The sequence below is a fragment of the Pseudomonas monteilii genome (assembly GCA_001534745.1).
In the GTDB taxonomy this organism is placed as follows: Bacteria; Pseudomonadota; Gammaproteobacteria; order Pseudomonadales; family Pseudomonadaceae; genus Aquipseudomonas; species Aquipseudomonas alabamensis.
In genome coordinates this window covers 26,798-39,290 of record CP013997.1, presented here as the reverse complement: position 1 = coordinate 39,290, position 12,493 = coordinate 26,798, and the positions used below count along the sequence as shown (strand labels likewise).

The window sequence follows — 12,493 nt, the reverse complement described above, 5'->3', positions numbered from 1 at the left end:
TTGCACATGATGGATCACACGGTCGAAACCCTGCGGCTCGGCGACCTCGACTGCTGGCGCCTCACCACCGGCAATGCCGAGCTGGTGATCGCCCGCCAAGGCGCCCAGGTACTGCGCTACCGCCAGGGCGATGAACCGCCGGTGGTGTGGCTGAGCGAAGAAGCCCTGTTCCACACGGGCAAGTCGGTACGCGGTGGTATCCCGGTGTGCTGGCCCTGGTTCGGCAACCTGCAACGCAATCCTCAGGCTGTCCAGGCGATGTACCACGGCACCGAGGCGCCTGCCCATGGCTTGGCACGCACCCGTGAGTGGCAGTCGGCGGGCATCGAGGCGACCGAGCATGGTGTGCGCATGACGCTGCACCTGCCCCAGGCCGAAAGCGAGCTGCCGGGGTGGCCACACCCGATGCGGCTGACCTTGACCGTCGACCTGGCGCACGACTTGCGTCTGACCCTGACCAGCCACAACCTCGGCCAGGATGACGTCACCTTCAGCCAGGCACTGCACAGCTACCTGGCCGTCAGCGACGTGCGCCAGGTCCACGTCGAAGGCGTCGACGGGCTGGACTACGTGGAAACCTTGGCCGATTGGGAGACGCGTCGACAGCAAGGGGCATTGTCCTTCACTGGCGAAACCGACCGCATCTACCTCGAGGCGCCCGAGCACCTGGCGATCGTTGATTCGGCCTGGAAGCGTCGCCTCAGCCTGCACACCACAGGCTCACGCTCGGCAGTGATCTGGAACCCCTGGACCGAACGCGCACGCGCGCTGCCGGACATGGCCGACGAAGGCTGGCAAGGCATGCTGTGCATCGAGACGGCTAATGCCTGGGATGACACCGTGACGTTGGCGCCTGGTCAACAACACGCGTTGAGCGTGCGCTTCACCTGCGAAACGCTGTAGGCGTCAGCGCTCCTCTCCAAATGACCTGCAGGCTGTCTGGGCCTGCGGGGCGGATGTCTACAGGTCCGCGTCCTCGACCACGCGCACCTGGCGGGCGTCCAGCGCATAGGCCGCATCGGCCAGGTCGTTGCTGACGTTCTCCACCTTGAGCGTCCCGCTGACCCACAATGGCGTGTAGATGTCGTCGAGCTTCAGCCCTTTCGGGTAGCGCACCAGCACCAGCTGGTTGGGCGGCGGTGGCGGCACATGGATGCAGGCGCCGGGGTACGGCACGAGGAAGAACAGGGTGCTGTTGCCCTTGGCATCGCTTTCGAGCGGCACCGGATAGCCCCCCAGGCGGATGGGCTTGCCATTGAGCGCAGGGACGGTCTTGGTCGAATACATCACCGCCGGCAGACCCTTGCCCTGCTTGAGGCCACCCTTGTCGGTGAAGGTGCCCATGGCTTCGGGTGAGTTGTGGTCGATGTCGGGCATCTGCTCGAGCGCCTTCTGATCGGACCGCGGCATCAGCTCGAGCCAGTCGGTTTCAGGCAGTTCGGCATGGGCCAGGGTGCTGGCCAGGACAAGCGGAAGGAGAAACAACGCACGCATGGAGAATGCTCGGCAATCCAGATGAATTGCCGCGCATTCTAGCCTGCAATCAACGCTTCTTGATGAAACCGTAGATGACCAGCAGCACGATGGCGCCGATCAGTGCGCCGAAGAAGCCAGCGGCCTGGCCTGCCTGGTAGATGCCCAGCGCCTGACCGCCGTAGGTGGCGACTAGCGAACCGGCGATGCCCAGCAGAATGGTCATGATCCAGCCCATGCTGTCGTCGCCTGGTTTCAGGAAGCGTGCCAGCAGGCCAACGATGAGGCCGATGAAGATGGTGCCGATGATACCCATGGAGAATCCCTCTGAAGTGACGTCAAAAGCCCATAAGACATGGGCGTGTGCCACTTCAGAGGGCGCGCGGGGCGCGGAGGTTCCCTTAGCCGGCGATCAACGCCTCGACGTCGGCGATACGGGCCTTCAGCGTCGGCAGGTCGGCGCAGCGCAGCGTGGCATGGCCCACTTTGCGACCGGCCTTGAAGGCCTTGCCGTAGTGGTGCACATGGCAGCCATCGATCGACACGACGCTGGCCACCGGAGGCACCTCGCCGATGAAGTTGAGCATGGCGCTTTCGCCGACCTTGGCGGTCGAACCCAGCGGCAGGCCGGCGATGGCGCGCAGGTGGTTCTCGAACTGGCTGCTCTCGGCGCCCTCGATGGTCCAGTGCCCGGAGTTGTGCACCCGCGGGGCGATCTCGTTGGCCTTGAGGCCGCCATCGACCTCGAAGAACTCGAAAGCCATCACGCCGACGTAGTCCAACGCCTTCAGAACCCGGCCGACATAGTCCTCGGCCAGCCCCTGCAAGGGGTGCGCCTGGCTGGCCACCGACAGGCGGAGGATGCCGCTGTCGTGGGTGTTGTGAACCAGGGGATAGAAGCGCGTCTCGCCATCGCGCGCGCGCACGGCGATCAGCGACACTTCGCCGGTGAACGGCACGAAGCCCTCGAGCAGGCAGGGCACTTCGCCCAGCTCGGCGAAGGTGCCGACGACATCCTGTTCGCTGCGCAGGACCTTCTGGCCCTTGCCGTCATACCCCAGCGTGCGGGTCTTGAGCACCGCCGGCAGGCCAATGCTGGCTACCGCCGCCTGGAGGTCGGCCTGGGAGTGGATGTCGGCGAACGCCGGGGTGGGGATGCCCAGGTCGCGGAAAAGGCTTTTCTCGAACAGGCGATCGCGGGCGATGCGCAGCGCCTCGGCGCCTGGATAGACCGGCACGAACTGCGACAGGAACGCGACCGTCTCGGCCGGCACGCTCTCGAACTCGAACGTCACCAGGTCGACCGCGTCGGCCAGGCGACGCAGCGCGTCCTGGTCATCGTAACCGGCCAGCAGGTGCTGGCCCAGGGGGGCGGCACAGGCGTCGACGGCCGGGTCGAGGAAGGTGAACTCCAGGCCCAGCGGCGTTCCCGCCAGGGCCAGCATGCGGCCCAACTGGCCGCCACCGATTACACCGATCTTCATGGGGATAGCCTCAGGCCTGACGCGGGTCCGGATTGTCCAGGACGGTTTCGGTCTGCTCGCTGCGGAACTGCTTGAGCGCTGCGTGATACTCAGGGTAGCGGGCGCCCAGGATGCTCGCCGACAGCAGCGCGGCATTGATCGCGCCTGCCTTGCCGATGGCCAGGGTGGCGACCGGCACGCCTGCAGGCATCTGCACGATCGACAGCAGCGAGTCGACGCCCGAGAGCATGGACGACTGCACCGGCACGCCCAGCACCGGCAGGTGGGTCTTGGCCGCGCACATGCCCGGCAGGTGGGCGGCGCCGCCAGCACCGGCGATGATCACCTCGATACCGCGGCCCTCGGCCTCCTCGGCATACTGGAACAACAGGTCCGGGGTACGGTGGGCGGAGACCACCTTCACCTCGTAGGGAATGCCGAGCCGTTCCAGCATATCGGCGGTGTGGCTAAGGGTGGACCAATCGGACTTGGAGCCCATGATCACGCCAACCAGTGCACTCATCGTCGTGCCTCTCCTGCAAGCGCCCTGCGGCGCGCCAAAAGCAACGAGCCACGCGCGGGTACCGGCGTGGCTCGTCATACGGATTCTGAATCGACCGGTGGGTCGAAGGCGCGGGAGTATAGCGTAACGCCCAACGGCCCGCCCACCCCCGTCGATCACAGGAACACCCTGCTCCGACGGCTGCGACGAAGGTTTTCCCGGTGCCAGTGGGGCGTTGGCTTTTCTACCGTCGGCGTCCCCTTTCCTGCACGAGGACACGCCATGCGCCCCTTCGCTCCCATCGCTTTGCTACTCGCCCTGCTCTGCTCCCTGCACCTGCCGCCAGCGGTCGCGGCGCGCTCGCTGGTCGTCACCGTCTACCTGCATGACGAACTGGCCGATCTCGACGAGTCGGCCGTGCGTGCCGACTACTTCCAGCACTGGCTGGATGAAATGCGCTGGTTCACCAATCATCCGGTCGAATTGATCTTCCGACGCACCGTGAAAGGCATCACCGATATCGACTATGCCCAACTGCCCTCCACGGAAATACTCCAGCGCTTTACCGAGGGCGTGCGTCACCTGCCCGAAGCCCAGCCCTTCTCGCTCATGCGCAAGCATGTGCTGCTGACGCGTGGTGTGTACGACCGCTCCGGCCTGAACTACAACGCGGGCCTCGCTGCGTTCAAAGGCATCACTGCGATCGCTTCGCTCGACACCTATTCGGCCCCGGGGCATGAAATCGGACACCTGCTTTCAGCCACTCACGAAGATGCCGAAATCAGGTTCAATGGCTGGATGTGTGAAACCTACACCCATCCGCGCTCACCGGTACGCTCTCATTGCTACCGCTACAGCGACGCCAACCGGGCCAACATCGTCGACTACCTGCGTGCCCATTCAGGCCTCTGACCCGTCCACCTGCGCGCTGGACGATTCAAGCTTGCGCCACAGCAGACGAACGTTGGCCTTGCGCACCAGTGCACAGCGGTACAGACGAATTTCCAGCGGCACGTGCCAATGCGCCAGGCCACAGACAGCCAGCTCGCCGCGCTCGAGTTCGGCGCGCACCGACAGACGCGGTACCCAGGCGATGCCCAGGCCTTCCAGCGCCATGCTCTTGAGGCTGTCGGCCATCGCCGTCTCATAGACCGTGGTGTAGCGCAGCTTGCGCTGGCGCAGCAACAGGCTGACCGAACGCCCGAGAAAGGCGCCGGCGCTGTAGGCGAGCAAGGGGACGCTGCCGTCGCCTTCCAGGTCGAAGAGGGGCTGGCCGTCGGCACCGACTGCGCAGACGGGCAGCATCTCGGTCGTGCCCATGTGCAGCGACGGGAAGATCTCGGCATCCATCTGCAGCGCGGCGTCAGGGTCGTAGAACGCCAGCATCAGGTCACACCCACCCTCGCGCAGGGCGTGCACGGCCTCGCCCACGTTCGTGGCCACCAGGCGCGTCGCGATGTTCAGGCCGTCGTTGCGCAGCTGCGCCACCCACCGCGGAAAGAACCCCAGGGCCAGCGAATGCGCTGCCGCGATCTGCACCACTTCGCCCTGCCCGCCTTCGAGATGATGAAGGTGGCGTACCACTTCGCTCAGCTGGTCGACGACCGTGCGGGCCGTCACCAGGAACAGCTGGCCGGCCTCGGTCAGTTCGATGGGCGTTCTGGAGCGATTGACCAGCGTCAGCCCCAGGGCCGCTTCGAGGCTACGGATGCGGCGACTGAACGCCGGCTGGGTGACGAAGCGTTTTTCCGCCGCTTGGGAAAAGCTTCGGGTCGCCGCCAGGGCACTGAAATCCTCCAGCCATTTGCTTTCCAGGTTCATCTACCACGCTCCGTTTGCACCACGATGGAACACGCTCGAACACAGATCGGCGTCACATGGATCGTTATGCCGTTTGTGCATAGGTTAGCGTGCAACAGCATTGGCCGGCAAACCCGCAAATCCCTAGCATTACCTGCATTCCGGCGTGTGCCGGGTCAAAATCGAGATGATCTCTATCATGTCCTCCGCTGCATCGTTCCGTGTCGAAAAAGACCTGCTTGGTACCCTCGAAGTCCCTGCCGATGCGTACTACGGCATCCAGACGCTTCGCGCCACCAACAACTTCCACCTGTCCGGCGTCCCCCTGTCGCACTACCCGAAGCTGGTCGTGGGTCTGGCGATGGTCAAGCAGGCCGCAGCGGATGCGAACCGTGAGCTGGGCCACCTGAGCGATGCCAAGCACGCTGCCATCAGCGAAGCCTGCGCACGCCTGATTCGCGGCGACTACCACGAGCAGTTCGTGGTCGACATGATCCAGGGCGGCGCCGGTACCTCGACCAACATGAACGCCAACGAGGTCATCGCCAACATCGCGCTGGAGGTCATGGGCCACCAGAAAGGCGAATACCAGTACCTGCACCCGAACAACGACGTGAACATGGCGCAGTCGACCAACGACGCCTACCCGACTGCCATTCGCCTGGGCCTGCTGTTGGGTCATGACACCCTGCTGGCCAGCCTCGACAGCCTGATCCAGGCCTTCGCCGGCAAGGGCCAGGAATTCGATCACGTCCTGAAGATGGGCCGTACCCAGCTGCAGGATGCCGTGCCGATGACCCTCGGCCAGGAATTCCGCGCCTTCGCCACCACGCTGACCGAAGACCTCAACCGTCTGCGCAGCCTGGCGCCGGAGCTGCTGACCGAAGTCAACCTGGGCGGTACCGCCATCGGTACCGGCATCAACGCCGACCCTGGCTACCAGGCCCTGGCCGTGCAACGCCTGGCGCTGATCAGCGGCCAGCCGCTGGTTCCGGCAGCCGACCTGATCGAAGCCACCTCCGACATGGGTGCCTTCGTGCTGTTCTCCGGCATGCTCAAGCGCACCGCGGTCAAGCTGTCGAAGATCTGCAACGACCTGCGCCTGCTGTCCAGCGGTCCGCGTACCGGCATCAACGAGATCAACCTGCCAGCGCGCCAGCCAGGCAGCTCGATCATGCCGGGCAAGGTCAACCCGGTGATTCCGGAAGCCGTCAACCAGGTGGCCTTCGCCATCATGGGCAACGACCTGGCGCTGACCGTCGCGGCCGAAGGCGGCCAGCTGCAGCTCAACGTCATGGAGCCGCTGATCGCCTACAAGATCTTCGACTCGATCCGCCTGCTGCAGCGCGCCATGGACATGCTGCGCGAGCACTGCGTGGTCGGCATCACCGCCAACGAACAGCGCTGCCGCGAGCTGGTCGAGCACTCGATCGGCCTGGTCACTGCCCTGAACCCCTACATCGGCTACGAGAACTCCACCCGTATCGCCCGTGTCGCCCTGGAAACCGGGCGCGGCGTGCTGGAACTGGTTCGCGAGGAAGGCCTGCTGGACGACGCGATGCTCGACGACATCCTGCGTCCGGAAAACATGATCGCACCCCGTCTGGTTCCGCTGAAGGCGTAACCGACGCAGTACCGCTCACCAGGTCGAGGGACTAGACACCTCTCAACCTTTGAGGGCCCGAGCCTAGCGCTCCGGGCCCTTTTTTTATGCCTGCGCTTCGGGCACACGCCAGGCGCGCCAGGCCTTGCGCAGCCGCATCGTCGCCTCGGCGATGGCCGACTCCGGTACAGCAGCGAACCCCAGAACCAGCCCCGCGGGCCGGTCCTCGGCGGTTTCCACGGGCCCTGTCCAGTAGCCGCTCAATGGGTTGATCTCGACGCCGGCTGCACCTGCCGACTCGATCAAGGCCTGTTCGAGCGCCGCGCTTTCGACATCGACCTTCACATGCAGGCCTGCCACGACCGCGGGCATGGTGGCCAGACCCGGGATGTCCGTTGGCCAGCCCGCCTTCAGGACGTTGCGCCGGCACAACGCGGCGCGGCGCATGCGGCGAATGTGCCGCTGGAAGTGTCCCTCGGCGATGAACCGGGCCATCACCTGCTGCGTGCCGACCTCGGAGTGGCGGACCGCCAGGGCTCGACGCTGAACGAACGGTGCGACCAGACGAGGTGGCAGGACCAGGTAGCCTAACCGCAGGGCCGGGAACGCGATCTTACCGAACGTGCCGATGTAGACGACGCGTTGCTGGCGATCCAGGGCTGCCAGGGGCGCCAGGGGCGCGCCGCTGTAGCGGTATTCGCCGTCGTAGTCGTCTTCGATCACCCATCCCCCGGTTCGCTCCGCCCAGTCCAGCAAGGCCAAGCGCCGGGGCAGACTCAGGGTGACGCCCGTCGGGTATTGATGGGCAGGTGTGACATAGACGGCTTGGCAGGGGTCGAGTGTCATCAGACGCTCTACGCACAACCCTTCTTTATCCACAGGCACACCGAGGACGTTGGCACCATTGGCGGCAAACGCCTGTACAGCGGCGCGGTAACCTGGGTTTTCCACAGCCACGGCCCCACCCTCGGGCACGAGCAACTGTGCACAAAGGTTGATGGCTTCTTGCGCGCCCTGGGTGATCAGGATTTGATCAGCCGTGCACAAGAGCCCTCTCGACCCACGCAGATAGGCGGCGATCAGCTCCCGCAATTCAGGGTCACCCGCCGGATCACCATACCCCAGCAGTGCAGGATCGGGATGACGCCAGAAGTCTGCCTGCAATGCGCTCCACACTTTGAAGGGGAAGAGGTCGAAGGCGGGAACACCCACCCGGAAGGCCCTGGGCGGCGTCCTCGGTGGCAAAGCCAGGGCTTGCGTCGACAGGCGTTTCAGAGCTTCTGTGACACCTGAATCACGGGGAGCCTCATCGGTCCCTGAAGGCTGATCTGTGGATAACCTTGGGGATATCCCTGGGGACAACCCTGTGGATAGTCCTGTGGACAGATCGCGCAGGTCGCTGACGTAGGTGCCATCCCCTACCCGGCTGACGATGAAACCTTCGGCATACAGCTGGTCATACGCGCGTGTGACGGTGTTGCGCGACACGTCGAGCGCATCGGCCAACACCCGTGAGGCCGGCAGGCGTGTGCCTGTGCCCAGGCGGCCGTCCAGCATGCGTTGACGCAGCGCCTGGTACAGCTGTCGCGCCAGGGCACGACGGCGATCGAACACGATGCCAGCCGGGTCGAATGGAAGCGAAACGGTAGGTGCAGGCACGGATTGGACCCCTCAAGTGAGCCCTCAATGGCTCTTACACGGTGCCAATAGCCTGCCTAGGATGGAGGTCTTCTTGCAAGGATGACCACCATGTACACCGCTCGCCCTCATCAGGACCATGACATCGAACACCTCCACAGCCTCATGCGCGAGACCCGGCTGGTCCTTCTGGTCACGCACGGCGAGCAAGGCCTGCTGGCGACCCACTTGCCTGTCGTCATCGATACCGATGAAGGCGGGCACGGTACGGTCTACGGTCACCTCGCACGCGCCAATCGCCAGTGGCAAGACTTCTCTGAAGGTGGCGAGGCCCTGTTGGTCTTCGCGGGCGCCAATGCCTACGTCAGCCCTACGTACTACCCGAGCAAGGCCGACAACCCACGGACCGTGCCGACCTGGAACTACCTGGCCGTGCATGCCCATGGCACGGTCGAGGCCATCCAGGATGCACCGAGCCTGCTGGCGATCGTCACCCGCCTTACCGACCTGCACGAACACGGCAAGGCCAGCCCCTGGAAGGTCAGTGATGCGCCAGAGGACTACCTCGCGGGCATGCTGCGCGCAGTCGTCGGGTTTCGCTTTTCGATAGGCCGTCTGCAGGGAACACGCAAACTCAGCCAGAACCGCTCGCCAACCGATGTCGAGGGCGTTCGCGCCAGCCTGGCAGCCAGCCCCGACCCGCAGGACAACCAACTCGCCGCAGTGATGCGCCAACCCTGAAGGAACTCACATGACCGACCTGACCCTACGCCCGGTAACCGAAGCCGACCACGCGGCCTGGCTTGCGTTATGGAACGCTTACCTGACCTTCTACGAGACGGCACTGCCCGATGACGTCAGCGCAGTCACCTGGCAACGCTTTCTCGATCCGGCCGAACCGACCCACGCGGCCTTGGCCTGGATCGAGGGCGAGGCCGTCGGTCTGGTGCAATGGATTTACCATCGCTCCAACTGGAGCATCGCCAATGCCTGCTACCTTCAGGACTTGTATGTCGCGCATACGCAGCGTGGCCTGGGCATTGGCCGTCGTCTGATCGCGCATGTCGGGGACGCGGCCCGCGCTGCCGGATGTGCCAAGGTGCACTGGCTCACCCACGAGACCAACGCCACGGCCATCGCGCTGTACCAACGTGTGGCCGAGCAACCCGGCTTCATCCAGTTCCGTCAGATGCTTTGAGCCTTGGAGATGAACATGACCCATTCGCTGGATTGGCACCCCGCTACCCGCCCACCAGCCGAGCCGCTGGAAGGTCGCTTCGTTCGTCTGGAACCGCTGGATGCGGCGGTCCACGGTGACGGCCTGTGGTCTGCGCTGCAAGGGCCTGCCTTGTGGGCCTACCTGCCCTACGGTCCGTTTGCGGACAGGGACCTCTTCGATCATTGGCTGCGCGGCAACGCCGCATGCCGCGACCCGCTGTTCTACGCCGTGGTGGAGCGCAGCACCGGCCAGGTACAAGGCCAGCTGAGCCTGATGTCCATCGTCCCGGAGCACGGCCGGATCGAGATCGGCCACGTCGCGTTCGGGGCCGCCATGCAGCGCACACCCAAAGGTACCGAGGCGATCTACCTGCTGGCCCGGCAGGCCTTCGCGCTGGGCAATCGACGACTCGAATGGAAGTGCAATGCCGATAACGATCGGTCCCGGCGTGCCGCGCAGCGGTTCGGCTTCGCCTTCGAAGGTGTGTTCCGGCAGCACATGGTGGTGAAGGGCCAGAACCGTGACACGGCCTGGTATTCAATCATCGACACGGAGTGGCCGTCCCTGGCACAGGCGTTCGAGGCGTGGTTGAGCGATGAGAACCAGGTATCGGGCGGACAGCGCCGTCGTCTCGAAGACTGTCGGGCGCAGGGGTTGGCAGGTGATGCGCAGTAGGAGAGTGGTGCAGGTTCGAGGTCGGCGGGTCAGCGTTCGACCTGTCGACGGCCTGGCGAAGCTGCCGCCGCCATCGCGGGCAAGCCCGCTCCCACAGTGACCTTGTGGACCTATGCTGCTGGCAGGCTGCACAGGACCTAATGAACCCAGGCTGCTTGCCAGGCTGCACAAAACCCTGTGAACCCAGGTTGCTTGGCAGGCTGCGCGGGTCGGTGTGGGAGCGGGCTTGCCCGCGATGGGCCGCGGAGCGGCCCTGGGTGTGCACGGGAGGTGTCAGCGCTCGATCAGCCTTCGATCTCGATCAGGATCTCACCTGGCGTGACCCGGTCGCCCTTGGCCACATGGATGGCCGTGACCTTGCCCGCGATGGCGGCCTGTACCTCGGTCTCCATCTTCATCGCCTCGGTGATCAGTACCGCCTGACCGGCCTTGACCGTGTCGCCTTCCTTGACCAACACGTCGACGATGTTGCCCGGCATGGTGGTGCTGACATGGCCCGGCCCACTGGCCTGCTTGCGCTTGCTGCTGCCGCCGCCGACGAACTCGTTGAGCGGCTCGAACACCACTTCTTCCGGCATGCCGTCGATGGACAGGTAGAAGTGACGCTTGCCTTCGGCCTTGACGCCCACCCCGGTGATGTCGACCCGGTACGTCTCGCCATGCACATCGATGACGAACTCGGTCGGCACGCCCTCGCCGCTCGGCGCCGCCACCGCACCGGCTTCAGGAATCGGCAACAGGACCTCCGGCACCAAGGTACCGGCCTCACGCTCCTCGAGGAACTTGCGGCCGATGTCCGGGAACATGGCGAAAGTCAGGACGTCTTCCTCGCAACGCGCCAGCGCACCGATGTCGTTGCGCAGCTTGGTCATCTCGGGCTTGAGCAGATCGGCCGGACGCACGTCGATCAGCTCTTCGCTGCCGATCGCCTGGCGGCGCAGCGTCTCGTTAATGGTGCCGGGCGCCTTGCCGTAGCCGCCTTGCAGGTAGAGTTTGACCTCGTTGGTGATGGTCTTGTAACGCTCACCCGCCAGCACGTTGAAGAACGCCTGCGTACCGACGATCTGTGAGGTGGGCGTGACCAGCGGCGGGAAGCCCAGGTCTTCGCGCACACGCGGGATCTCGGCCAGCACCTCGTTCATGCGGTTGAGTGCGCCCTGCTCCTTGAGCTGGTTGGCCAGGTTGGAAATCATGCCACCGGGCACCTGGTTGACCTGCACGCGCGTATCGACCGCGGTGAATTCGCTCTCGAACTGGTGGTACTTCTTGCGTACCGCGTAGAAGTACAGGCCGATCTCCTGCAGCAGCTCCAGGTCCAGACCGGTGTCGAACTCGCTGCCCTTGAGCGCCGCGACCATGGATTCGGTACCCGGATGGCTGGTGCCCCAGGCGAAACTGGAGATCGCGGTGTCGATATGGTCGGCGCCATTCTCCACGGCCTTGAGCTGGCACATGGCGGCCAGGCCGGCCGTGTCGTGGGAGTGGATGAACACCGGCAGCGACTGTTCGGCCTTCAGGGCCTTGACCAGCTCGCCCGTCGCATAGGGGGTCAGCAGGCCGGCCATGTCCTTGATGGCGATGGAGTCGCAGCCCATGGCCTCCATCTGCTTGGCCTGGGTGACGAAGGCCTCGATGGTGTGCACCGGGCTGGTGGTGTAGGCGATAGTGCCCTGGGCATGCTTGCCGGAGGCTTTCACCGCCTCGATCGCCACACGCAGGTTACGCACGTCGTTCATCGCGTCGAAAATGCGGAAGACATCGATGCCGTTGACCGCAGCCTTGGCCACGAACGCCTTGACCACGTCGTCGCTGTAGTGGCGGTAGCCGAGCAGGTTCTGGCCGCGCAGGAGCATCTGCAGGCGGGTGTTGGGCAAGGCGGCGCGCAGCTTGCGCAGGCGTTCCCACGGGTCTTCCTTGAGGAAGCGTACACAGGCGTCGAAGGTCGCACCGCCCCAGACTTCCAGCGACCAGTAGCCGACCTTGTCGAGCTTTTCGCAGATCGGCAGCATGTCCTCGGTGCGCATGCGCGTGGCGAGCAGGGACTGGTGGGCATCGCGCAGGATGGTATCGGTGACGTGGATTTTCTTGGACATTCTTATCTCCTTTAAGCGGCGAGCGTC

At 64.8% G+C, this 12,493-nt stretch carries 13 protein-coding genes; 6 read left to right on the top strand and 7 right to left on the bottom strand.

Going from position 1 to position 12,493, the window contains the following annotated elements:
- Positions 1-6: 6 nt before the first annotated feature.
- Positions 7-903, top strand: coding sequence for a D-hexose-6-phosphate mutarotase (locus APT63_00185; GenBank protein ID AMA44146.1), 897 nt, complete (start codon positions 7-9; stop codon positions 901-903).
- A 57-nt stretch (positions 904-960) separates the two neighbouring features.
- Here APT63_00185 and APT63_00180 read toward each other — a convergent pair whose 3' ends face one another.
- The 4 genes from APT63_00180 to APT63_00165 all read right to left on the bottom strand — a co-directional run bounded on the left by APT63_00180 (position 961) and on the right by APT63_00165 (position 3,459).
- Entirely contained in the window at positions 961-1,494 is a 534-nt protein-coding gene (locus tag APT63_00180) for a hypothetical protein (protein AMA44145.1), read from the bottom strand.
- A gap of 49 nt (positions 1,495-1,543) precedes the next feature.
- The gene (locus APT63_00175; protein ID AMA44144.1) at positions 1,544-1,789 is read right to left on the bottom strand and encodes a transglycosylase; all 246 of its coding nucleotides are present in this window, start codon (positions 1,787-1,789) and stop codon (positions 1,544-1,546) included.
- Positions 1,790-1,874: 85 nt separating this feature from the next.
- Positions 1,875-2,957, bottom strand: coding sequence for a 5-(carboxyamino)imidazole ribonucleotide synthase (locus APT63_00170; GenBank protein ID AMA44143.1), 1,083 nt, complete (start codon positions 2,955-2,957; stop codon positions 1,875-1,877).
- A 10-nt stretch (positions 2,958-2,967) separates the two neighbouring features.
- On the bottom strand, positions 2,968-3,459 hold the full coding sequence (locus APT63_00165; protein ID AMA44142.1) for a N5-carboxyaminoimidazole ribonucleotide mutase: 492 nt from the start codon (positions 3,457-3,459) through the stop codon (positions 2,968-2,970).
- 261 nt (positions 3,460-3,720) lie between these two features.
- Here APT63_00165 and APT63_00160 point away from each other — a divergent pair, with 261 nt between their 5' ends.
- Positions 3,721-4,350, top strand: a complete 630-nt coding sequence (locus APT63_00160; protein ID AMA44141.1) for a hypothetical protein — start codon at positions 3,721-3,723, stop codon at positions 4,348-4,350.
- Here the strand turns inward: APT63_00160 and APT63_00155 are convergent.
- A complete protein-coding gene (locus APT63_00155) occupies positions 4,339-5,259 on the bottom strand; it encodes a LysR family transcriptional regulator (GenBank protein AMA44140.1) in 921 nt (306 codons plus the stop codon). The genes APT63_00160 and APT63_00155 overlap by 12 nt on opposite strands.
- A gap of 178 nt (positions 5,260-5,437) precedes the next feature.
- On the opposite strand from APT63_00155, the gene aspA reads away from it, so the two are divergent.
- Positions 5,438-6,862: a class II fumarate hydratase gene (gene aspA / locus APT63_00150; GenBank protein AMA44139.1), complete on the top strand. Its 1,425-nt coding sequence runs from the start codon at positions 5,438-5,440 to the stop codon at positions 6,860-6,862.
- Positions 6,863-6,946: 84 nt separating this feature from the next.
- On the opposite strand, the gene APT63_00145 is transcribed toward aspA, so the two are convergent.
- Positions 6,947-8,500 carry a GntR family transcriptional regulator gene (locus APT63_00145; GenBank protein AMA44138.1) on the bottom strand — a complete coding sequence of 518 codons (1,554 nt, stop codon included), beginning with the start codon at positions 8,498-8,500 and terminating at the stop codon, positions 6,947-6,949.
- Positions 8,501-8,590: 90 nt separating this feature from the next.
- Here APT63_00145 and APT63_00140 point away from each other — a divergent pair, with 90 nt between their 5' ends.
- From APT63_00140 to APT63_00130, 3 genes are read left to right on the top strand one after another with little or no spacing between them, the layout of a single operon-like run.
- Entirely contained in the window at positions 8,591-9,220 is a 630-nt protein-coding gene (locus APT63_00140) for a transcriptional regulator (GenBank protein ID AMA44137.1), read from the top strand.
- Between the two features lie 10 nt (positions 9,221-9,230).
- Positions 9,231-9,677, top strand: a complete 447-nt coding sequence (locus APT63_00135; protein ID AMA44136.1) for a GNAT family acetyltransferase — start codon at positions 9,231-9,233, stop codon at positions 9,675-9,677.
- A 15-nt stretch (positions 9,678-9,692) separates the two neighbouring features.
- Positions 9,693-10,373 carry a GNAT family acetyltransferase gene (locus tag APT63_00130; GenBank protein ID AMA44135.1) on the top strand — a complete coding sequence of 227 codons (681 nt, stop codon included), beginning with the start codon at positions 9,693-9,695 and terminating at the stop codon, positions 10,371-10,373.
- A 284-nt stretch (positions 10,374-10,657) separates the two neighbouring features.
- Here the strand turns inward: APT63_00130 and APT63_00125 are convergent, their stop codons facing one another.
- A complete protein-coding gene (locus tag APT63_00125; GenBank protein AMA44134.1) occupies positions 10,658-12,466 on the bottom strand; it encodes a pyruvate carboxylase subunit B in 1,809 nt (602 codons plus the stop codon).
- Positions 12,467-12,493 lie beyond the last annotated feature (27 nt).

Coding starts and splice junctions, on each gene's coding strand:
- APT63_00185 (AMA44146.1), top strand. CDS start 7: ATGATGGATCACACGGTCGAAACCCTGCGGCTCGGCGACCTCGACTGC.
- APT63_00180 (AMA44145.1), bottom strand. CDS start 1,494: ATGCGTGCGTTGTTTCTCCTTCCGCTTGTCCTGGCCAGCACCCTGGCC.
- APT63_00175 (AMA44144.1), bottom strand. CDS start 1,789: ATGGGTATCATCGGCACCATCTTCATCGGCCTCATCGTTGGCCTGCTG.
- APT63_00170 (AMA44143.1), bottom strand. CDS start 2,957: ATGAAGATCGGTGTAATCGGTGGCGGCCAGTTGGGCCGCATGCTGGCC.
- APT63_00165 (AMA44142.1), bottom strand. CDS start 3,459: ATGAGTGCACTGGTTGGCGTGATCATGGGCTCCAAGTCCGATTGGTCC.
- APT63_00160 (AMA44141.1), top strand. CDS start 3,721: ATGCGCCCCTTCGCTCCCATCGCTTTGCTACTCGCCCTGCTCTGCTCC.
- APT63_00155 (AMA44140.1), bottom strand. CDS start 5,259: ATGAACCTGGAAAGCAAATGGCTGGAGGATTTCAGTGCCCTGGCGGCG.
- aspA (AMA44139.1), top strand. CDS start 5,438: ATGTCCTCCGCTGCATCGTTCCGTGTCGAAAAAGACCTGCTTGGTACC.
- APT63_00140 (AMA44137.1), top strand. CDS start 8,591: ATGTACACCGCTCGCCCTCATCAGGACCATGACATCGAACACCTCCAC.
- APT63_00135 (AMA44136.1), top strand. CDS start 9,231: ATGACCGACCTGACCCTACGCCCGGTAACCGAAGCCGACCACGCGGCC.
- APT63_00130 (AMA44135.1), top strand. CDS start 9,693: ATGACCCATTCGCTGGATTGGCACCCCGCTACCCGCCCACCAGCCGAG.
- APT63_00125 (AMA44134.1), bottom strand. CDS start 12,466: ATGTCCAAGAAAATCCACGTCACCGATACCATCCTGCGCGATGCCCAC.